15 protein-coding genes are annotated in these 20,102 nt (G+C 65.1%); all 15 read right to left on the bottom strand.

Features of this window, described 5'->3' with window-relative positions:
- Positions 1-51 precede the first annotated feature (51 nt).
- Positions 52-2,094, bottom strand: coding sequence for a potassium-transporting ATPase subunit KdpB (gene kdpB / locus IB232_RS09860; protein WP_192398326.1), 2,043 nt, complete (start codon positions 2,092-2,094; stop codon positions 52-54).
- A 12-nt stretch (positions 2,095-2,106) separates the two neighbouring features.
- Entirely contained in the window at positions 2,107-3,795 is a 1,689-nt protein-coding gene (gene kdpA / locus IB232_RS09865; RefSeq protein WP_192398327.1) for a potassium-transporting ATPase subunit KdpA, read from the bottom strand.
- Between the two features lie 8 nt (positions 3,796-3,803).
- A complete protein-coding gene (gene kdpF / locus IB232_RS09870; RefSeq protein WP_081963146.1) occupies positions 3,804-3,893 on the bottom strand; it encodes a K(+)-transporting ATPase subunit F in 90 nt (29 codons plus the stop codon).
- Positions 3,894-4,256: 363 nt separating this feature from the next.
- Positions 4,257-5,846, bottom strand: coding sequence for a YdgA family protein (locus IB232_RS09875; RefSeq protein ID WP_192398328.1), 1,590 nt, complete (start codon positions 5,844-5,846; stop codon positions 4,257-4,259).
- Between the two features lie 201 nt (positions 5,847-6,047).
- Positions 6,048-7,121, bottom strand: coding sequence for an AI-2E family transporter (locus tag IB232_RS09880; protein WP_192398329.1), 1,074 nt, complete (start codon positions 7,119-7,121; stop codon positions 6,048-6,050).
- A gap of 52 nt (positions 7,122-7,173) precedes the next feature.
- Positions 7,174-7,971, bottom strand: a complete 798-nt coding sequence (locus tag IB232_RS09885) for a DUF4892 domain-containing protein (RefSeq protein WP_192398330.1) — start codon at positions 7,969-7,971, stop codon at positions 7,174-7,176.
- 8 nt (positions 7,972-7,979) lie between these two features.
- A complete protein-coding gene (locus IB232_RS09890) occupies positions 7,980-8,633 on the bottom strand; it encodes a glutathione S-transferase family protein (protein ID WP_192398331.1) in 654 nt (217 codons plus the stop codon).
- A 49-nt stretch (positions 8,634-8,682) separates the two neighbouring features.
- Positions 8,683-9,546, bottom strand: a complete 864-nt coding sequence (locus IB232_RS09895) for an alpha/beta fold hydrolase (RefSeq protein WP_192398332.1) — start codon at positions 9,544-9,546, stop codon at positions 8,683-8,685.
- The gene (locus IB232_RS09900; protein ID WP_192398333.1) at positions 9,543-10,349 is read right to left on the bottom strand and encodes an alpha/beta fold hydrolase; all 807 of its coding nucleotides are present in this window, start codon (positions 10,347-10,349) and stop codon (positions 9,543-9,545) included. Before IB232_RS09900 ends, IB232_RS09895 begins: the two co-directional genes overlap by 4 nt.
- 157 nt (positions 10,350-10,506) lie before the next feature.
- On the bottom strand, positions 10,507-11,820 hold the full coding sequence (brnQ, locus tag IB232_RS09905) for a branched-chain amino acid transport system II carrier protein (protein WP_192398334.1): 1,314 nt from the start codon (positions 11,818-11,820) through the stop codon (positions 10,507-10,509).
- Between the two features lie 291 nt (positions 11,821-12,111).
- A complete protein-coding gene (gene sucD / locus IB232_RS09910; protein WP_192398335.1) occupies positions 12,112-12,999 on the bottom strand; it encodes a succinate--CoA ligase subunit alpha in 888 nt (295 codons plus the stop codon).
- Positions 12,999-14,165 carry an ADP-forming succinate--CoA ligase subunit beta gene (gene sucC, locus IB232_RS09915; RefSeq protein ID WP_192398336.1) on the bottom strand — a complete coding sequence of 389 codons (1,167 nt, stop codon included), beginning with the start codon at positions 14,163-14,165 and terminating at the stop codon, positions 12,999-13,001. The genes sucD and sucC overlap by 1 nt, the downstream gene beginning before the upstream one ends.
- 187 nt (positions 14,166-14,352) lie before the next feature.
- Positions 14,353-15,789, bottom strand: a complete 1,437-nt coding sequence (gene lpdA, locus IB232_RS09920) for a dihydrolipoyl dehydrogenase (RefSeq protein WP_137972994.1) — start codon at positions 15,787-15,789, stop codon at positions 14,353-14,355.
- Between the two features lie 68 nt (positions 15,790-15,857).
- Complete coding sequence (odhB, locus tag IB232_RS09925; RefSeq protein WP_192398337.1) at positions 15,858-17,078, bottom strand: 2-oxoglutarate dehydrogenase complex dihydrolipoyllysine-residue succinyltransferase; 1,221 nt, start codon at positions 17,076-17,078, stop codon at positions 15,858-15,860.
- A gap of 73 nt (positions 17,079-17,151) precedes the next feature.
- Positions 17,152-19,983: a 2-oxoglutarate dehydrogenase E1 component gene (locus tag IB232_RS09930; protein WP_192398338.1), complete on the bottom strand. Its 2,832-nt coding sequence runs from the start codon at positions 19,981-19,983 to the stop codon at positions 17,152-17,154.
- Positions 19,984-20,102: the final 119 nt, after the last annotated feature.

The raw sequence follows: 20,102 nt of genomic DNA on the forward strand, positions 1-20,102 counted from the left end.
TTCATCCGGGCTACGAACTCTTCCCCTCTCCGAGTGAGAGGGAGACAAGCGTCAGACCAAACCGACCGCCACCAGCAGCGCGTCTATCACCTTGATCCCGACAAAGGGCGCGATCAGCCCACCGAGGCCATAGATCAGCAGGTTGCGCCGCAGCAGGCTGGCCGCGTCCGCCGCCTGCACGCGCACCCCGCGCAGGGCCAGGGGGATCAGCGCGATGATGATCAGGGCGTTGAACACGATGGCCGAGAGGATCGCGCTCTGCGGGCTGTGCAGCTGCATGATGTTGAGCGTGCCGAGCTGCGGGTAGATACCGGCGAACAGCGCCGGCAGGATGGCGAAGTACTTGGCCACGTCGTTGGCCACCGAGAAGGTGGTCAGCGCGCCGCGGGTCACCAGCAACTCCTTGCCCACCTGCACCACATCCAGCAGTTTGGTCGGGTCACTATCCAGGTCCACCAGATTGGCGGCCTCGCGGGCGGCCTGGATGCCGTCGTTCATCGCCAGGCCCACGTCGGCCTGGGCCAGTGCCGGGGCGTCGTTGGCGCCATCGCCACACATGGCCACCAGCTTGCCGTCGGCCTGCTCGCTGCGGATGCGCTGCAGCTTCTTCTCCGGCGTGGCCTCGGCAATCACATCATCCACGCCCGCCTCGGCGGCGATGGCGGCCGCCGTCAGCGGGTTGTCGCCGGTGACCATCACGGTGCGGATGCCCAGCTGGCGCAGCTCGGCGAAGCGCTCGCGGATGCCTGGCTTGACCACGTCCTTGAGGTGGATGGCGCCGAGCAGGCGATTGTCTCCGGCCACCAGCAGCGGCGTGCCTCCACTCTGGGCGATCTTGTCGACCTCGCGAGCCAGGTGCTCGGGCATCTGCTCGCGGCTCATGCCCAGGTACAGCAGCACCGCGTCCACCGCGCCCTTGCGGAAGCTGCGGCCGCTCCAGTCGGCGCCGGACAGGCGCGTCTCGGCGGTGAAGGCAACGCCGCGCACCGAACCCCGCTCCGGCGCCTCGAGCGGGCTCAGGCCGCGCAGGTACTCGACGATGGACTTGCCCTCGGCCGTGTCGTCGGCCAGCGAGGCCAGCAGCGCCGCCTCGGCCAGGTCGCGACCGTTGACGCCCTGCGCCTTGACCAGCGCGCTGCAGCGGCGGTTGCCGAAGGTGATGGTGCCGGTCTTGTCCAGCAACAGGGTATGCACGTCGCCCGCCGCTTCCACGGCACGGCCGGACTTGGCGATCACGTTGAGGCGCACCAGACGATCCATGCCGGCGATACCGATGGCCGAGAGTAGCCCGCCGATGGTGGTCGGGATCAGCGTCACCAGCAGCGCCACCAGGTACACCAGCGGCAGGTCGCCGCCGGCATAGCGGGCAAACGGCTGCAGCGTGGCCACCACCAGCAGGAAGATCAGGGTCAGACCGATCAGCAGGATGTCCAGCGCCACCTCGTTCGGCGTCTTCTGCCGCTTGGCGCCTTCGACCAGAGCGATCATGCGGTCCAGGGTCGACTCGCCGGGGTTGGCGGTGATCTGCACCAGCAGCCAGTCCGACACCACGCGGGTGTTGCCGGTGACCGCCGAGCGATCGCCGCCGGACTCGCGGATCACCGGAGCGGATTCGCCGGTGATGGCCGCTTCGTTGACCGCGGCGATACCTTCGATCACCTCGCCGTCACCTGGGATCAGCTCGCCGGCCTCGACGCGGACGATATCGCCGCGCCGCAGCTGGCTGGCGGCCACCGCCTGGAACTGCTCGCCGACCTTACGCCGCGCGGTGAGGCCCTGGCTGCCGGCCTTGAGGCTGTCGGCGCGTGCCTTGCCGCGACCCTCGGCCAGGGCCTCGGCGAAGTTGGCGAAGAGCACGGTGAACCACAGCCACAGGGCGATCTGCACGGCCAGGCCGACGCTCACCTCAGGGTTGGGGATAAAGCACAGCACAGTGGTGAGAATGGCGGTCAGCTCGACCACCAGCATCACCGGCGCCCGCTTGAGCTTGCGCGGATCGAGTTTGACGAAGGCCTGCTTGAGCGCCGGTTGCCACAGCGCCTGGAAGCTGGTCTTGGAGGTTTGCGCACTGGGTACGCGAGTGGGGGCATTCATCATGGTTCTCCGTTAGAACGCCAGGTGTTCGGCCAGCGGGCCCAGGGCCAGCGCAGGCAGGAAGGTCAGGCCGCCGACCAGCAGGATGGTCAGGGTCAGCAGGGTGACGAACAGCGGGCCGTGGGTCGGGAAGCTGTTGTCGCCCAACGGCGCGCGCTTCTTCGCCGCCAGGCTGCCGGCGATGGCAAGAATCGGCAGGATGTAGCCGAAGCGCCCGAGCAGCATGGCCAGGCCGATCAGCAGGTTGTGGAGCGCCGTGTTGGCGCCGAAGCCGCCGAAGGCCGAACCGTTGTTAGCGGTGCCCGAGGTGTAGGCGTACAGCGCCTGGCTGAATCCGTGCGGGCCGGGGTTGCTGATCGAGGCCGCAGGACCCGGCAGGCTCACCGCCAGCGCGCAGAACACCAGTACGCCGACCGGCATCACCAGCAGCGTTGCCACCAGCAGGCGTACCTCACGGGCTTCCAGCTTCTTACCCAGGTATTCCGGGGTACGGCCGATCATCAGGCCGGCGAGGAACACGGCAATCAGCACGAACAGCAGCATGCCGTAGAGGCCGGCGCCGACGCCTCCGAAGATCACCTCGCCGAGCATCATGTTGAACATCGGCACCAGCCCACCGATGGCGCTGAAGCTGTCGTGCATGGCGTTGACCGAGCCATTGGACGCGGCCGTGGTGGTCACCGCCCAGAGCGCCGAGGCAGCCACGCCAAAGCGGCTCTCCTTGCCCTCCAGCGAGCCGGCCTGCTCGATCGGCAGCGCCGCCAGGGCCGGGTTCGGCTGGTGCTCGGCCCACAAGGTGACGACCAGGCCGATGGCGAACAGGATCAGCATGCAGGCGAGGATCGCGCGGCTCTGGCGCAGGTCTTTGACGTAGTGGCCGAAGCTGAACACCAGCGCCACCGGGATCAGGATGATCGGCGCCAGCTCCAGCAGGTTGCTCAGCGCCGTGGGGTTCTCGAACGGGTGCGCCGAGTTCACGCCGAAGAAGCCACCGCCGTTGGTGCCGAGCTGCTTGATGGCGATCTGGCTGGCTGCCGGGCCGAGCGGGATGGTCTGGTCGGCGCCCAGCAGGGTCTTGGCCTGGGCATAGTCCATGAAGGTCTGCGGCACGCCCTGCCAGACCAGCAGCAGCGCCAGGATCACGCAGAACGGCAGCAGGCCGTAGAGGGTGGCGCGAGTCAGGTCGACCCAGAAGTTGCCGATGCCGGCGCTGGACTTGCGCGAGATGCCGCGGGCGAAGGCCACCAGGATGGCCAGACCCACGGCCGGGCTGACGAAGTTCTGCACAGTGAGACCGATCATCTGGCTAAAGTAGCTCAGCGACGCCTCGCCGCTGTAGGCCTGCCAGTTGGTGTTGGTGACGAAGCTCACCGCCGTGTTGAACGCCAGGGTCCACTCCAGGCCCGGCAGCTGCTGCGGATTGAGCGGCAGCACGCCCTGCAGCAGCAGGATGGCGAACAGCAGTACCAGGCTGGCCATGGTGAAGGCCAGCAGCGCCAGGGCGTAGGTCTGCCAGCTCTGCTCGTGCCTCTGGTCGACACCGGCGATGCGGTAGCAGGCGCGCTCGATGGGTTGCAGCAGCGGCGTCAGCAACGTGCGCTCGCCCTCCATGACGCGGTACAGGTAACGTCCCAGCCAGGGCGCGGGCGCCAGTACCAGGACGAAGAAGGCCAGGATCAGACCGTAGTCTTGAAGTTGCATGGGGCCTCCTAGCCGCGTTCGGCGCGTAGCAGCGCCACCAGCAGGTAGATGAACAGCCCCAGGGCCAGGCCCAGGGACACCCCGTCGAGAATGCTCATGTGATCGCTCCGTGATGCGGACTGCGCCGCCGTGGGCGAATTCTTCGTCCGGCCGGCGTAAAGGAGCGATTCCGCAACGGGGTGCGGGCGATAAAGAATGCGTAAAGATCGCGGCTCGCGGGCGTGTATGGCGGCCTATACGTGGCCGGCGCTCTGCCGAGGCTTGGTTTGGCTACCCCCGCCTTTTGCTAGCCGAGCGCAAATCACAGCGGTGGCATGAGCCAGGACGAGCCGAGCAGCTCGCAGGTGATTGGAAACCTACTCAGGCTGATCAGGCCAGCGCTAGCAGCCGAGCATTTGCCTGAAAAACAAAAAAGGCCCGCATCTCCAGTGGAAATGCGGGCCTCTTGGCACCTGCGAAGGTTATTCGGCCGGAGCCTCTTCCTCGGTGACTTCTTCTTCCAGTTGCAGACCTTCCATCTCGGGCTCCTCCGCGCCCAGGTCCGCGCCGCCCATGCCACCCAGGCCGGCGCCGCTGGCGAAGGCCATGGCGACGAACTCCTCGACGGACATCTGCTTGCCGTTGAAGTCGACCTTGTCGTTGGCGTAGTGCAGGCTGGTGACGATGTTGTCACCTTCCAGCTTGGCCAGCTCTGTGGACAGGGCCATGCCGCTGGCCATCTCGGTCATCATCGATGCCTGCTGTGCAACGGCTTCCTTGTCGGTCTCGCCGCCGATAGTGGCCTGCAGGCCGATGACGTCGCCGATCATGGCCTTGGAAACGCTGACCTTGGCGTCCAGCTGAGCGATCAGCTGCTTGGCCAGTTGATCCGGCGGCAGCTCGAAGGACTCGGGCTTGTTCAGGTCAACGGCCAGGCTCAGGCTGCTCTCGCCGTTGGCGGTCTTGAACGCCAGCTTCTCCAGAGCAACGCTCGGCTTGGCGGCCAGCAGTTTATCCACGTCCACCATCAACTGGGCCTGCTGCGCTTCGCTCAGCTCCGGCAGGTTGGCCTCGTCTTCCAGGCTGGCCTGTTGCAGCTGGCCAGTGCTCTTGATGATGTCGCTGTACAGGGCGAGCATCGATTGCAGGGCAGCGGCATCGATGTTCTTCACGCTGGAGATCATTTCCAGGCCGCCGATATCGTGACCCTGGTAGCTGACCATGCCGACGTTGTAGGTGGAGCGGCCGGCCAGTTTGCCGTCGGCTTCGCTGGTTTCGTCGCGCTGTACGAAGTCTTTCAGCAGTACCGGGGCGGCTTCGCCGACCTTGACCTCGACGACCTGCAGCTTGACCTCGTTCTGGCCCAGATAGAAATCGCTGGCGCTCTTGGCGGTCTGGCTGTTCAGGGTCAGGCCCTTGAGCTCGATGGTCATCGGCTCGCCGCTGGACGGCAGCTTGGAGCTGACCTTGACGCTTTCCATCAGGCCGCTGGCGTCGATTTCCTTGGCACCGGCAGACGTATCGAAGTCGACGGTCAGGCCGCTGAAGTCCAGGTTGCTGTCTTCATCCAGGGCCAGTTGCAGCGGGTTCAGGCGCACGCTGCCTTCCACGGACTGGTCGTAGCCCAGGCTGGCCTGGCCTTCCAGCGGCGAGACGCCCTTGCTGGCGGCGAACCATTTTTCCAGGGCCGGGTTGGCTTCCAGGGCGTAGTTGCTGGTGGCCATGACCGGCATCAGCTTGAACGCCTTGAGGCGCGACAGCGGGAAGGGACCGTGCTCGATACGGTCGGTGATCACCCACTCCAGCTGCTGCGCGGTCTCGCCGTCCAGCGAGCCGTTGAACTTGACGCGATAGCGCGCGTCGCTGTTGAAGAAGTGGCGATCCAGCGAGAGCAGCTCGACGGAAACGTCGAGACCGAGTGCCGGCAGGGTCTTGGCCATGTCGGCGTTGAACTGCTTGATCGATGCGTCCAGCACCGTGGGCAGCTGGTTGCCGGTGTACCAGGCTCCGGCCGTGCCGAGGGCGCCGGCGGCCACGATGACGCCTACTGCGATACCTGCAGATTTTTTCATGGGATGACTCGCAAATTGTCCGTTGTGTTGTGTTGGTCTTTCTTCCCTGAACCGCGCGAGGCCTCTGTGGACCCGATAATCACGGTCTGAGGCGGGGCTGGTGCCCGGCTTCGGCCATGCCGGCCGAAAAGCCGCACAAGGCTATCACCGCAGCATTCCGCTCACCAAGGTCGGTGAGCAGAATTCTGCACAGGATGCCAACTACTCCCCGTCCTTGCGCTCAGCATCCACCGCGGCGACCCGCGGCGTGTTGCCGACCCAGTCGCCGAGCAGGCTGTAGGCCACGGCCAGCAGGGTCGGGCCAAGGAACAGGCCCATGAAGCCGAAGGCTAGGATGCCGCCGAACACGCCGAGCAGCACCACCACCAGCGGCAGGTTGCCGCCACGGCTGATCAGGTAGGGCTTGAGCACGTTGTCCACGCCGCTGATGACGAACATGCCCCAGATGCCGAGGAACACCGCCATGCCGTAATGCTCCTGGCTGACCAGCCAGGCGGTGGCGGGAATCCACACCAGCGGCGGGCCCATCGGGATCAGGCTGAGGATGAAGGTGATGATGCCCAGCACCAAGGCCCCGGGCACACCTGCGATGTAGAAGCCGATCATGGCCAGCAGGGCCTGGGCCGCCGCGGTGCCAATCACGCCGTTGACCACCCGCTGCACGGTGCCGGCCACCAGGCTCAGGTAGTGCTCGGCGCGGTCGCCGATCAGGCGCTCCAGCAGGCTGTGGACGAAGGCGGCCATGCGCGGGCCGTCGCGGTAGAAGAAGAATACCAGCACCAGGCTCAGGGCCAGCTCCAGCATGCCGCCGCCGATCTGCGCGCTGCGCGCCAGCAGCCAGTTGCCGACCTGGCCCAGGTAGGGCCGAACGGTGGCGAGCAGGGCCGCGCCCTCCTCGTCGATGCGCGTCCAGAGGTTGACCAGGCGATCGCCCACCAGCGGCAGGCCGCCCAGCCAGCTGGGCGGGTCCGGCAGGCCGTCGCCCTGGAAGTCCTTGAACATCTCGGTGGCGTCGCGGATATGGTCGGCCAGGTTGAAGCCCAGCCACACGAGCGGCACCGCCACCAACACCATCCAGCCAGCGGTGAGGATGGCCGCGGCGGTGTTTTCCCGGCCATTCAGGGCGCGGGTCAGCAAGCGCATCAGCGGCCAGCTGGCGAAGGCCAGCACGGCGGCCCAGAACAGCGCAGAAAAGAACGGTGCCAGCACCCAGACGCAGGCACCGAGCAGCGCCAGCAGAAGGATCTGCACCAGCAGGCGATCATTGTTCAGCATAGTTCGATATTCCCAGAACCCGGGCGGAAAGCGGCCCGGCTCGCCTCATTGTTCAGCGTAGTTGTTGCAGACTCAGGCCCGCGCCCTCGCTCGCCACCACCTGCAGACGATTGCCCCGCACGCCGCGGCGCTCCAGCTCCGTGCGCCAGGCCTCGGCTTGCGCCCCGGCCAGACCGACGCGCAGGGTGCTGTCCAGGCTCAGGGTGCGGGCCAGCAGATCGCCCCACTGCTCGTCCGGTGCGCTCAGCTGCGGCAGGCTCAGCTCGCCGCTGCTCTTGAGCTGGCGCAACAGGGTGCCGGCGGTGGGCAGCAGCGCCGGCAACGCCGTGCCGGCGTCCAGCTGCTCCACGTGCAGATAGGAACGGCGATTGCCGCGGGTGATGCCGTACAGGGCCAGCAGGCTGTCCTGTTGCGGCTCGGCCAGGCGTAGCAGCAGGTAGCTCTGCCGCTCCTCGGGACCGTACAGCTTGGCGTTGCCGAAGATAGCGTTGGCGAACAGGCTGCTGGAACCGCAGTCGCGCCCTTCGCACCAGAACAGCAGCTGGGCGCCCTGCCCCTGCAGATGCTCACGCGCGGCCGTCAGCGCCTCGCGCGGAGAATGTTCTTCCGGCAGGCGATAGGTCAGCGCGCGCAGGCGGCCCTCGGCAAGCACCTCGGTGGCGCGCAGCTGGCCGCTGATGCGGCGCAGGCTGTCCTGCGGATAGCGCTTCTCCGCAGTGGGCTGATCGCGGTAGTCGACGATTTCGGCGCGCGGGAAGCGCTGCAGGCTGTCCAGATCCTGGCTGCCGGGCAGGTCAGCGGCCAGCAGTGGCGTACAGATCAGAGTCAGGCAAAAAGCGAAATAACGCATGCGGCTCCTTAGCGTGTCAGCATGCTTTGCGCGGTTTTCACCACGCGATCATCGTCCTTGGCCCGCTCCGGTATCAGCAGGCCGCGCTGCACCGCTGGACGCGCGTCGAGCGCCGCCATCCAGCGTTGCAGATGCTCCAGGCCGTCCACCGAGACGCCGGCCCAGTCGTGCACACGCACCCAGGGATAGGTGGCGATATCGGCGATGCCGTAGTCGCCGGCCAAGTACTCGGCCTCGCCCAGGCGACTGTCGAGCACCTCGTAGAGGCGGCGGGTCTCGTTCTGGTAGCGTTCGATGGTGCCCTGCAGCTTCTCCGGGAAATAGCGGAAGAACACGTTGGCCTGGCCCTGCATGGGCCCTACTCCGCCCATCTGGAACATCAGCCACTGGATCGCCAGCGAGCGACCCTTGACGTCACTGGGCAGCAGCTTGCCGGTCTTCTCGGCCAGGTAGATGAGGATGGCGCCGGACTCGAACACGGCGAAGCCGTCGTCGACGATGGCCGGGATACGGCCGTTGGGGTTGATGCGCAGGAACTCGGGGGTCTTCTGCTCCTTCTTGTCGAAGGACAGCGCGTGCACCTGATACGGCAGGCCCAGCTCCTCCAGCGCGATGGACACCTTATGTCCGTTCGGCGTGGCGGCGGTGTACAGATCGATCATGGCAATCTCCGATACGACCTGCACAGCCTCGGCAGTTGCCGAGGCCGCGTCAAGCGCGGCGGAAGAATGGATTGAAACAGTCTGCGACCTGCTGCGCGCCAGCCTCGTCGTTGAGGTGCAGGTGATGGCCGCCAGCCAGGATGTGGGTCTCGAAGGCGGTGCCCTCGACCAAACTCTTCAGGCGCGGCTCGACATTCATCTGCCCACCCTCGGCAAGGATCAGGCTGACCGGACACTGCACGGCGCGGACGAAATGCTCGACATGGGCGAAGGTCAGGCGCATCACCGAGGGCAGCGTCAGGCGGATATCGGTGCGCCAGGTGTAGCCACCCGGCACCGGTTCCAGGCCACGCTGCGCCAGCAGCTCGGCCGCCTCGCGGCTGACCGCCACCACACCACGCATGCGCGCCTCGGCAGCCTTGTCCATGTCGGCATAGACCGGCTTCTGCTTATCGCGCACCGCGAGACGCGCACGCAGCGCATCACCCAGGCGCTTGGGCGCGCTGTCCGCCTCGGCCGTGTAAGGCACCAGACCGTCGATCAGGGCCAGGCGCTCGATGCGCTCTGGCACCGCCGCCGCCAGCAGCGTGGAGATGATGCCGCCCAGCGAATGGCCGAGCAGCGAGAAGCGCTGCCAGCCGAGCTGCTCGGCGACCAGCAGCACATCCTCCAGATACTCCCACATGCTGTAGCTGGAATTACTGGCGTAGTGGCCGGAATGCCCATGCCCGGGAAAGTCCAGGGCGACGATGCGTAGGCCTTCCAGCTTTGGCGCCAGGCGCGCGTAGGTCATGGCGTTGTCCAGCCAGCCATGCAGAGCGATGACCGGGATGCCGTCCTCGGGACCGAACAGGTGGGCCGCCAGCTCCACATGCGGCAGGCTGAAGCGGGTTTCCTCTACCTTGAGGCTCATGCGGAACGCTCCATGCCCTGCCCTTGCCAGCGACTGAACAGCTCGCGCAGCAGGCGCGCGGTGTCCTGCGGACGTTCCAGCGGGAACATGTGCCCACCGGGCAGGCTCAGATATTCGCCCTGGCGCACGCGGCTGACCTGGCGGGCATGGTGCGGCAACACCACCTTGCTATGGCGACCACGCACCACGGCTAGCGGCACGGCCAGCTGCTGCGGGCGACCCGGCACCGTGTGCGGCACGCTACGGTAGATGCTGATCTCGGTGGCCGGATCGAAACGCAGGCGCAGCCCCTTGCCATCCTCGCGCAGACCGTGACGCACATAGGCGTCCAGGCAGTCCGGGTCGAAGCGGCGGAACAGGGTCTTACCGGCGAAGTAGTCGCGGGCCTCGCTGAAATCGCCAAAGGCATCGCGGCGGCCGACGGTACGGCCGGCCGGGGTGATCTTGTCGATAAAGCCGAAGCGCTTGGCCGCACGAATCACCATGCGGTCGACACCGGTGAGCAGCGGCGAATCCAGCATCACCACACCGCGGTACAGCTCGGGCCTACGCAGCGCAGCGTGATAGTGCAGCACGCCGCCGAGGGAGTGGCCGACGCCCCATACCGGCTCGGCGCCCTGCTCCAGATGCAGGATCAGCTCATCCACCAGGTTGTTCCAGTTGTCGTCCACCGGGAAGCGCGGGTCATGCCCGTGCTGCTCCAGGTGCTGCACCTGGTAGTCCGGCGCCAGGGCGGCGAACAGCTTGCCGTAGGTGGCCGAGGGAAAGCCGTTGGCGTGGGCGAAGAAGATGGTTTGCGACATGGCTGATGGACTGCAGAGGGATTCCGGGAGATTGTCCGGCACGTCTGGCCGAGCGGCAATCGGCAGAAGATGCCAGAAGCGCCAAACAACAGGTGCAGCGCGCCAAAAGGCGCGTCGCAGAGAGTCCGGGGCCGCATTGCGCGGCCCCGACTCAGGCTCAGGCGGTCCGGGTCGCCGGCTCGCCGCGCAATCGGTCGAACACCGCCGCGACCAGCAGGGTCATCGCCACCGGCGCCAGCCAGCCCAGGCCCTCGGCGGCCATCGGCAGATGGGCGAAGACATTCGGTACCAGGCCGCTGAAGCCAGCCGCATTGAGGGCATCGGCCAGGCCGAACACCAGGGTCACGGTCATGGTCGGTACGAACACCCGTGGCGCCGAGCACCAGAAGCTGCCCAGCAGGCTGAGCGCCACCAGCACGATGGCCAGCGGATAGAGCCCTACCAGCACCGGCACCGAAACGCTGATCAGCTGGGTCAGGCCCTGGTTAGATACCACCAGGCTGAACAGACCGAACACCAGCACCATGGTCTTGTAGGAGAACGGCAGCAGCTTGCTGAAGTACTCGCCACAGGCGGTCAGCAGGCCGACGGCGGTGGTCAGGCAGGCCAGGGTGATCACCACCGCCAGCAGCAGGCTGCCATAGGTGCCGAACGTGTGCTGCACGTAGGTGGTGAGAATCTGCACGCCATTCTGTGCATCGCCGGCGATGTCCTGGCTGGTGGCGCCGAGGTAGAACAGCGCCAGGTACACCAGGGACAGGCCGGTGGCGGCGATGATGCCGGCGATCACCGAGTAGCGGGTGACCAGGCTGCTATCGCGGACACCGCGATCCCTGATGGCGGTGGCGATGACGATGCCGAACACCAGCGCGCCTAGGGTATCCATGGTCAGGTAGCCCTCCAGGAAACCCTTGACGAAAGGCGCGGCCTGGTAGGCCTCAGTGCTCTGGCCGATCTCGCCGGCCGGCGCCAGCAGCGCCGCCCCACCCAGCACCAGCAGCGCGGCGATCAGCACCGGGGTGATGAACTTGCCAATGCTGTCGACCAGCTTGCCCGGGTTGAGGGCGAGGAACAGCACGGCGGCGAAATAGGCCGCGCTGTACAGGGCCAGCGGCAGCGGCTCATTGCCAGTGAACGGAGCCACGCCCATCTCGAACGACACCACGGCGGTGCGCGGCGTGGCGAACAGCGGGCCGATAGCCAGGTATACGGCCACCGCCAGCAGGGTGCCGGCCTTGCGCCCGAGTGGCGCGGTCAGCTCGTCCATGCCGCCGCCGACGCGAGCCAGGGCCACTACGGTGAGCAGCGGCAGGCCGACGCCGGTGATCAGGAAGCCGAAGGCGGCGGACCAGACATTGTCGCCGGCGGCCATACCGGCACTGGGCGGAAAGATGATGTTGCCGGCACCGAGGAACAAGGCAAAGGTCATGAAGCCCAGGGCCAGAAGGTCGAGGCTTTTCAAACGAGTCATAGCAGGAAGTACCACAGACAGAATTTCATGGGAAAACGGCAGGGTTTCCGCTGGATTGGGAAACTCGATCACCCCGCGTTCGGGGCTATCGAAGGGCTCCCTGTCCTGCCCTTGTGGGGCTGGATGGGAAAATACTTGCGAGCCTAACGATTTTTCTCGCAGGCCGCGGCTGACAGCGGTCGATCTGTCGATACGGGGCAACTATCTGTCGCCTGGCTGCAAAGTTTCTGACCGGCAGGCCAGAAATGAAAAAGGCCACCCGAAGGTGGCCTCTTTCAGATCAAGTCAGCCTTAGGCCTTCTTGACTTCCCAGCCGGTCAGCTCGGCCAGGGCCTTGCCGATGTCGGCCAGCGAACGCACGGTTTTCACACCAGCGTCCTGCAGGGCGGCGAACTTCTCGTCCGCGGTGCCTTTACCACCAGAGATGATGGCGCCGGCGTGGCCCATGCGCTTGCCGGGCGGCGCGGTCACACCAGCGATGTAGGACACTACAGGCTTGGTGACGTTGGCCTTGATGTAGGCAGCGGCTTCTTCTTCAGCGGAACCGCCGATCTCACCGATCATGACGATCGCTTCGGTCTTCGGGTCTTCCTGGAACAGCTTCAGGATGTCGATGAAGTTGGAGCCCGGGATGGGGTCGCCACCGATGCCCACGCAGGTGGACTGGCCGAAGCCGGCGTCGGTGGTCTGCTTCACGGCTTCATAGGTCAGGGTGCCGGAACGCGACACGATGCCTACTTTGCCCGGCAGGTGGATGTGACCCGGCATGATGCCGATCTTGCACTCGCCGGGAGTGATCACGCCCGGGCAGTTCGGGCCGATCAGGCGTACGCCCAGCTCGTCACACTTGACCTTGGCGTCCAGCATGTCGAGGGTCGGGATGCCTTCGGTGATGCACACGATCAGCTTGATGCCGCCGTAGGCCGCTTCCAGGATCGAGTCCTTGCAGAACGGAGCCGGAACGTAGATCACCGAGGCGGTAGCGCCAGTAGCTTCCACGGCTTCCTTGACGGTGTTGAACACCGGCAGGCCCAGGTGAGTGGTGCCGCCTTTGCCCGGGGTCACACCGCCAACCATCTTGGTGCCGTAGGCGATGGCTTGTTCGGAGTGGAAAGTACCCTGCGAGCCGGTGAAGCCCTGGCAGATGACTTTGGTGTCTTTATTGATCAGGACGCTCATTACTTGCCCTCCGCGGCTTTGACGACCTGCTGGGCAGCGTCGGTGAGGCTGGTAGCCGCGATGATGTTCAGACCGCTGTCGGCCAGGACCTTGGCGCCCAGCTCGGCATTGTTACCTTCCAGACGAACCACGACCGGGATCTTCACGCCGACTTCTTTCACGGCGCCGATGATGCCTTCGGCGATCATGTCGCAGCGCACGATGCCGCCGAAGATGTTCACCAGTACGGCAGCCACGTTGCTGTCGGACAGGATGATCTTGAAGGCCTCGGTCACGCGCTCTTTGGTAGCGCCGCCGCCGACGTCGAGGAAGTTGGCCGGCTTGCCGCCATGCAGGTTGACGATGTCCATGGTGCCCATGGCCAGGCCAGCACCGTTGACCATGCAACCGATGTTGCCTTCCAGCGCGACGTAGTTCAGTTCCCACTTCTGCGCATGGGCTTCACGAGCGTCGTCCTGGGACGGGTCGTGCATGGCGCGCAGCTTGGGCTGACGGTACATGGCGTTGGCGTCGATGTTGATCTTGGCGTCCAGGCAGTGCAGGTTGCCGTCTTTCTTGATCACCAGCGGGTTCACTTCCAGCAGCGCCAGGTCGTAGTCCTGGAACAGCTTGGCCAGGCCAACGAAGATGTGGGTGAACTGCTTGATCTGGTCGCCCTGCAGGCCCAGCTGGAAGGCCAGCTCGCGGCCCTGGTACGGCTGAGCGCCGACCAGCGGGTCGATGGTGGCCTTGAGGATCTTCTCAGGAGTCTCGTGAGCGACTTTCTCGATGTCCACACCACCTTCGGTGGAAGCCATGAACACGATACGGCGGCTGGAACGGTCGACGACGGCGCCGAGGTACAGCTCCTTGTCGATGTCGGTGCAGGACTCGACCAGGATCTTGGTGACCGGCTGACCATTGGCGTCTGTCTGGTAGGTCACCAGACGCTTGCCCAGCCAGTTGGCGGCGAACGCCTTGGCGTCTTCCTTGTTCTTGACCAGCTTGACGCCGCCCGCTTTACCGCGGCCACCGGCGTGCACCTGGGCTTTGACAACCCACTCGCTGCCACCGATCTTTTCGCAGGCCGCAGCCGCTTCTTCCGGGGTGTCAACGGCGAAGCCAGTGGAAACCGGCAGGCCGTATTCAGCGAACAGCTGCTTACCCTGATACTCGTGAAGATTCATGCTTATCTACCGTTCTTCGTTTAGGTATTGCGCATTTCGGCGCTGCGCTCGAGGCGCCGCGCCACCTGTGACTGCACTGGTTAGCAGTCCGACGGACATTCCTGCGACTGGTCCTTGCGAACCGCCACGGGCCGTCCGCCGTGGTTTTTCCTGAAGCGCCCCACGTTTAGGCGGGGCGCGGCACGCATCAGCGCTTCTTGCGATTGGCGATGTGGATGGCGTGGCCATTCACCGCCAGGGCTGCTTCATGAAGCGCCTCGGACAGGGTCGGGTGCGAGAACACCATCATGCCCAGGTCTTCGGCACTGGTGCCGAACTCCATGCCGATGGCGCCCTGCTGGACCAGCTCGGCAGCGCTCGGGCCGATCACGTGAACGCCCAGCACGCGGTCGGTCTTGGCATCGGCGATTACCTTGACCAGACCGGCGGTGTCATTGGCAGCCATGGCGCGGCCGCTGGCGGCGAACGGGAAGGTGCCGACGTTGATCTCGACACCTTCGGCCTTGAGCTGCTGCTCGGTCTTGCCGACCCAGGCGATTTCCGGGTGTGTGTAGATGACCGACGGGATCAGGTCGTAGTTCATCTGGGCCTTGTGGCCCTTGATGCGCTCGGCAACCATGACGCCCTCTTCCGAGGCCTTGTGCGCGAGCATCGCGCCACGCACCACGTCACCGATGGCGTAAACGCCCGGCACACTGGTTTCGCACTGATCGTTGACGAAGATGAAGCCACGCTCGTCCAGGGTCACGCCACTGTCGGCGGCCAGCAGGTCGGTGGTCACCGGGCGACGGCCGACGGCGACGATCAGCTTGTCGAAGGTCAGCTTCTGCTCGCCGGTGGCGTCGGTGAAGGTCACGGTGACCTGCTTCTTCTTCACTTCGCTGCCGGTGACGCGGGCGCCCAGGCGGATGTCCAGACCCTGCTTGCCGAGGATCTTCAGGGCTTCCTTGGAAATCTGCTCGTCGGCGGAAGCGAGGAACTTGTCCATGGCTTCCAGCACAGTGACTTCGGCACCCAGGCGGGCCCAGACGGAGCCCAGCTCAAGGCCGATGACACCGGCGCCGATCACGCCCAGCTTCTTCGGCACGGCCTGGAATTCCAGGGCGCCGGTGGAGTCGACGATCACGTCCTGATCGACCGGAGCCGGCGGGATGTCGACCGGACGGGAACCGGAAGCCAGGATCACGTTGTCGGCTTCGACGATCTGGGTCTTGCCGTCCAGACCGGTGACCTCAACCTTCTTGCCGGCCAGCAGCTTGCCGTGGCCTTCCAGCAGAGTCACACCGTTGGACTTGAACAGGCCGGCGACGCCGCCGGTCAGGTTCTTGATGATGGTGTTCTTGCGCGCAACCATCTGCGGTACGTCGATGGTGACGCCTTTGGCCTCGATGCCATGGACTTTGAAGCCCTCGTGGGCCTCATGGTACTTGTAGGAGCTGTCCAGCAGCGCCTTGGACGGAATGCAGCCGACGTTCAGGCAGGTACCGCCCAGGGCGACCTTGCCATCCTTGTCCTGATACTTCTCGATGCAGGCGGTCTTCAGACCGAGTTGCGCGGCCTTGATGGCGGCCACGTAGCCCCCGGGGCCAGCGCCAATCACTACCACGTCGAATTTCTGGGTCATAACTCATTCCTTCTCGAATAAAACCGGGTGGCCCCTTGTGGGGGCCACCGCGTTGCGCAGCCGTGGGATCAGATGTCCAGCAGCAGGCGAGCCGGGTCTTCCAGCAGATTCTTGATGGTCACCAGGAAGCTCACCGCTTCCTTGCCATCGATCAGGCGGTGATCGTAGGACAGTGCCAGGTACATCATCGGGCGGATGACGACCTGGCCATTGATGGCCACCGGGCGCTGGATGATGTTGTGCATGCCGAGGATCGCGGCTTGCGGCGGATTGACGATCGGGGTCGACATCATCGAACCGAAGGTGCCGCCGTTGGTGATGGTGAAGGTGCCACCGGTCATCTCTTCGATCGACAGCTTGCCATCACGGGCCTTCTTGCCGAAGGTGGCGATGCCGTTCTCGACTTCGGCCAGGCTCATCAGCTCGGCGTTGCGCAGCACCGGAACCACCAGGCCACGGTCGCTGGATACGGCAACGCCGATATCCTGGTAGCCGTGGTAGACGATGTCGTTGCCGTCGATCGAGGCGTTGACCGCCGGGAAGCGCTTCAGCGCCTCTACAGCGGCCTTGACGAAGAAGGACATGAAGCCCAGGCGCACGCCGTTGTGGGTCTTCTCGAACAGGTCCTTGTACTTCGAACGCAGGGCCATGACTTCATGCATGTCCACTTCGTTGAAGGTGGTCAGCATTGCCATGGTGGACTGGGCTTCGACCAGACGCTCGGCAACCTTGGCACGCAGGCGGGTCATCGGTACGCGCTTCTCGACGCGGTCGCCAGCGGCGAACACCGGAGCCTCGGCAGCCGGAGCGGCCGGCTTGGCGGCAGCGGCCGGAGCGGACTTCTTGGCGGCGACGGCAGCAACGGCGTCTTCCTTGGTCACGCGGCCACCCTTGCCGGTACCGGTGATACTGTTCGGGTCGATACCGCCCTCTTCGGCGATCTTGCGCGCGGCCGGCGACAGGATGGCGTCGTCATCGGAGGCGGCAGCAGGAGCAGCGGCAGCGGCCGGTGCGGCAGCAGGAGCAGCAGCCGGTGCGGCGACGGCAGCGCCGGCGTCACCCAGTTTGCCCAGCAGTTCGCCGGAGAGGACGGTGTCGCCCTCGTTCTTGACGATTTCGGCGAGAACGCCGTCGGCTTCGGCGAGTACTTCCATCACCACCTTGTCGGTTTCGATGTCGACGATAAGCTCATCGCGCTTGACCGCATCGCCCGGCTTCTTGTGCCAGGTAGCGACGGTGCCGTCGGCAACCGATTCCGGGAAGGTTGGGGCTTTGATCTCGATAGCCATTGTGTGTGTTTCCTTAAATTCGGTTTCTTCAAGGAGGCGACGGCCCGTGCCGCCGCCTCGATACGCGAAGGCGTTAAACAGTAAAGGCGTCGTTCAGCAGTTTTTCCTGCTGTTCGGCGTGCATCGAAGCGTAACCACAGGCCGGAGCAGCCGAGGCATCGCGGCCGGCGTACTGAAGGAACAGCTCCTTCTTGTGCGCGGAAGCGACACGGCGCATGTGGTGCTGGCTGCAATACCAGGCGCCCTGGTTCATCGGCTCTTCCTGACACCAGACGATGTGCTTGAGGTTCTTGTACGGCGCCAGAATCTCGGCCAGGTCGTCTTCCGGGAACGGATAGAGCTGCTCGATACGCACGATGGCAATGTCCTCGCGACCTTCCGCACGGCGCTTGGCCAGCAGGTCGTAGTACACCTTGCCGCTGCACAGCACGAGACGTTCGACCTTCTTCGGATCGATCTGATCGATCTCGCCGATGGCAGTCTGGAACGAGCCTTCGGCCAGTTCTTCCAGGGTCGAGATGGCCAGCGGGTGGCGCAGCAGCGACTTCGGCGTCAGCACTACCAGTGGCTTGCGCAGCGGGCGAATCACCTGGCGACGCAGCATGTGGTAGACCTGCGCCGGGGTGGTCGGCACGCAGACCTGCATGTTGTGCTCGGCACACAGCTGCAGGAAGCGCTCCAGACGCGCGGAGCTGTGCTCCGGGCCCTGCCCTTCATAGCCGTGCGGCAGCAGCATGGTCAGGCCGCACAGACGGCCCCACTTGTGCTCGCCACTGGAGATGAACTGGTCGAACACCACCTGGGCGCCGTTGGCGAAGTCGCCGAACTGGGCTTCCCAGATCACCAGCGCGTTGGGCATGGTGGTGGAGTAGCCGTATTCGAAGGCCAGTACCGCTTCTTCCGAGAGGAAGGAGTCGTACAGCTGGAAGCGCGGCTGACCTTCATAGAGGTTCTGCAGCGGCAGGTAGGTGGTCGCGTCCTTCTGGTTGTGCAGCGCCGCGTGGCGGTGCGAGAAGGTGCCGCGGCCGACGTCCTGGCCGGTCATGCGCACAGGATGGCCTTCGAACAGCAGGCTCGCGTACGCCAGGTTCTCGGCGTAGCCCCAGTTGATCGGCATAGCGCCGGCGGTCATCTTGGCGCGGTCCTCCAGCACCTTGGAGACCTGACGCTGAAGGACGAAGCCTTCCGGGATCTCCAGCAGCTTGCCGGCCAGATCCTGCAGGGTCTTCAGATCGCAGCGGGTGTCGTGACGCGCAGTCCAGGCATGGCCCAGGTACGGACGCCAGTCGACGAACAGCTCCTTGTTCGGCTCCTTGACCAGGCTCTTGACCACGTGCTGGCCGTTGTCCAGCGCGCTGCGGTACTCCTCGATGCGGGCGTTCACCGCATCTTCGGCGACACGGCCGGACTGCACCAGGCTCTCGGCATACAGCTCACGGGTGGTGCGCTGCTTGGCGATCTGCTGGTACATCAGCGGCTGGGTGCCACTCGGTTCGTCGGCCTCGTTGTGGCCGCGACGGCGGTAGCAGACCAGGTCGATGACAACGTCACGCTTGAACTGCATGCGGTAGTCGACGGCCAGCTGGGTGACGAACAGCACCGCCTCCGGGTCGTCGCCGTTCACGTGCAGGATCGGCGCCTGGATCATCTTCGCCACGTCGGTGGCGTACTCGGTGGAACGCGAGTCGTCGGCACGGCTGGTGGTGAAGCCAACCTGGTTGTTGATCACGATGTGAATGGTGCCGCCGGTCTTGTAGGCACGGGTCTGCGACATCTGGAAGGTTTCCATGACCACGCCCTGACCGGCGAACGCCGCGTCACCGTGGATGGAAATCGGCAGGACCTTGTCACCGGTCGAGTCCTGACGGCGGTCCTGACGGGCACGCACCGAACCCTCGACCACCGGAGAGACGATCTCCAGGTGCGAAGGGTTGAACGCCAGCGCCAGGTGTACTTCGCCACCCGAGGTCATAACGTTGGAAGAGAAGCCCTGGTGGTACTTCACGTCACCGGAGGACAGGCCTTCGACCTGCTTGCCTTCGAACTCGTCGAACAGGTCGCGCGGGTTCTTGCCAAAGGTGTTGACCAGTACGTTGAGGCGGCCGCGGTGGGCCATGCCGATGACGATTTCCTTGGTGCCGTAGGAGCCGCAGCGCTGGATGATCTCGTCCAGCAGCGGGATCAGGCTCTCGCCACCCTCCAGACCGAAGCGCTTGGTGCCCGGGTACTTGGTACCCAGGTACTTTTCCAGGCCTTCGGCGGCGGTCAGACGCTCGAGCAGATGGCTCTGCACCTCGGCCGAATAGGCCGGGCGGCCGCGCACGCTTTCCAGACGCTGCTGGAACCACTTGCGCTGCTCGGAATCGACGATGTGGGTGAACTCGGCGCCAATGGTGCGGCAATATGTCTGCTGCAACGACTCGTGGATTTCCCGTAGAGTCGCCTCCTCCTTGCCGATGTAGAGTTCACCAGTACGGAAGGTGGTGTCGAGGTCGGCGTTGGTCAGCCCATAGTGGTGGACTGCCAGATCGGCTGGCGCAGGACGCTGCCACAGACCCAGCGGGTCGAGCGTGGAGGCCTGATGGCCGCGCATGCGATATGCCTGGATCAGGCGCAGAACTTCCACCTGCTTCTTCTCATGCTCGCTGCTCACGCTCCCGGCGGAAACCGGCTGAGCACGGCGCTGGTTCTTGGCCAGCAGCACGAAATGATCGCGGACAGTGGAGTGTGAAACGTCGGTGATGGTATTCCCATCGGCCGGCAGTTTCTGGAAGTAGGTGCGCCACTCTTCGGGCACAGCGTTGGGATCGTGCAGGTAGAGCTCATAGAGCTCTTCCACGTAGGCCGCGTTGCCACCGGATAGGTGGGCGCTGTCCCACATGCGCTGCATCACGCTTTCTTGCATGCTTGGTCACCCTCGGTAAGGGGACACCACCGGCGTAGAAGCCGTAGCTGGGCCATTCATAGTCCTGAAGCAGCGACCTGGTAAGCCACTACGGATCCCGCAGATAGTCCGGGTACCAG

Origin of the sequence: Pseudomonas sp. PDM15 (assembly GCF_014851565.1) — a bacterium.
Classification (GTDB): domain Bacteria; phylum Pseudomonadota; class Gammaproteobacteria; order Pseudomonadales; family Pseudomonadaceae; genus Aquipseudomonas.

Excerpts from the sequence above, each read along its gene's own strand:
- kdpB (WP_192398326.1), bottom strand. The coding sequence starts at position 2,094 with ATGAATGCCCCCACTCGCGTACCCAGTGCGCAAACCTCCAAGACCAGC.
- kdpA (WP_192398327.1), bottom strand. The coding sequence starts at position 3,795 with ATGCAACTTCAAGACTACGGTCTGATCCTGGCCTTCTTCGTCCTGGTA.
- kdpF (WP_081963146.1), bottom strand. The coding sequence starts at position 3,893 with ATGAGCATTCTCGACGGGGTGTCCCTGGGCCTGGCCCTGGGGCTGTTC.
- IB232_RS09875 (WP_192398328.1), bottom strand. The coding sequence starts at position 5,846 with ATGAAAAAATCTGCAGGTATCGCAGTAGGCGTCATCGTGGCCGCCGGC.
- IB232_RS09880 (WP_192398329.1), bottom strand. The coding sequence starts at position 7,121 with ATGCTGAACAATGATCGCCTGCTGGTGCAGATCCTTCTGCTGGCGCTG.
- IB232_RS09885 (WP_192398330.1), bottom strand. The coding sequence starts at position 7,971 with ATGCGTTATTTCGCTTTTTGCCTGACTCTGATCTGTACGCCACTGCTG.
- IB232_RS09890 (WP_192398331.1), bottom strand. The coding sequence starts at position 8,633 with ATGATCGATCTGTACACCGCCGCCACGCCGAACGGACATAAGGTGTCC.
- IB232_RS09895 (WP_192398332.1), bottom strand. The coding sequence starts at position 9,546 with ATGAGCCTCAAGGTAGAGGAAACCCGCTTCAGCCTGCCGCATGTGGAG.
- IB232_RS09900 (WP_192398333.1), bottom strand. The coding sequence starts at position 10,349 with ATGTCGCAAACCATCTTCTTCGCCCACGCCAACGGCTTTCCCTCGGCC.
- brnQ (WP_192398334.1), bottom strand. The coding sequence starts at position 11,820 with ATGACTCGTTTGAAAAGCCTCGACCTTCTGGCCCTGGGCTTCATGACC.
- sucD (WP_192398335.1), bottom strand. The coding sequence starts at position 12,999 with ATGAGCGTCCTGATCAATAAAGACACCAAAGTCATCTGCCAGGGCTTC.
- sucC (WP_192398336.1), bottom strand. The coding sequence starts at position 14,165 with ATGAATCTTCACGAGTATCAGGGTAAGCAGCTGTTCGCTGAATACGGC.
- lpdA (WP_137972994.1), bottom strand. The coding sequence starts at position 15,789 with ATGACCCAGAAATTCGACGTGGTAGTGATTGGCGCTGGCCCCGGGGGC.
- odhB (WP_192398337.1), bottom strand. The coding sequence starts at position 17,078 with ATGGCTATCGAGATCAAAGCCCCAACCTTCCCGGAATCGGTTGCCGAC.
- IB232_RS09930 (WP_192398338.1), bottom strand. The coding sequence starts at position 19,983 with ATGCAAGAAAGCGTGATGCAGCGCATGTGGGACAGCGCCCACCTATCC.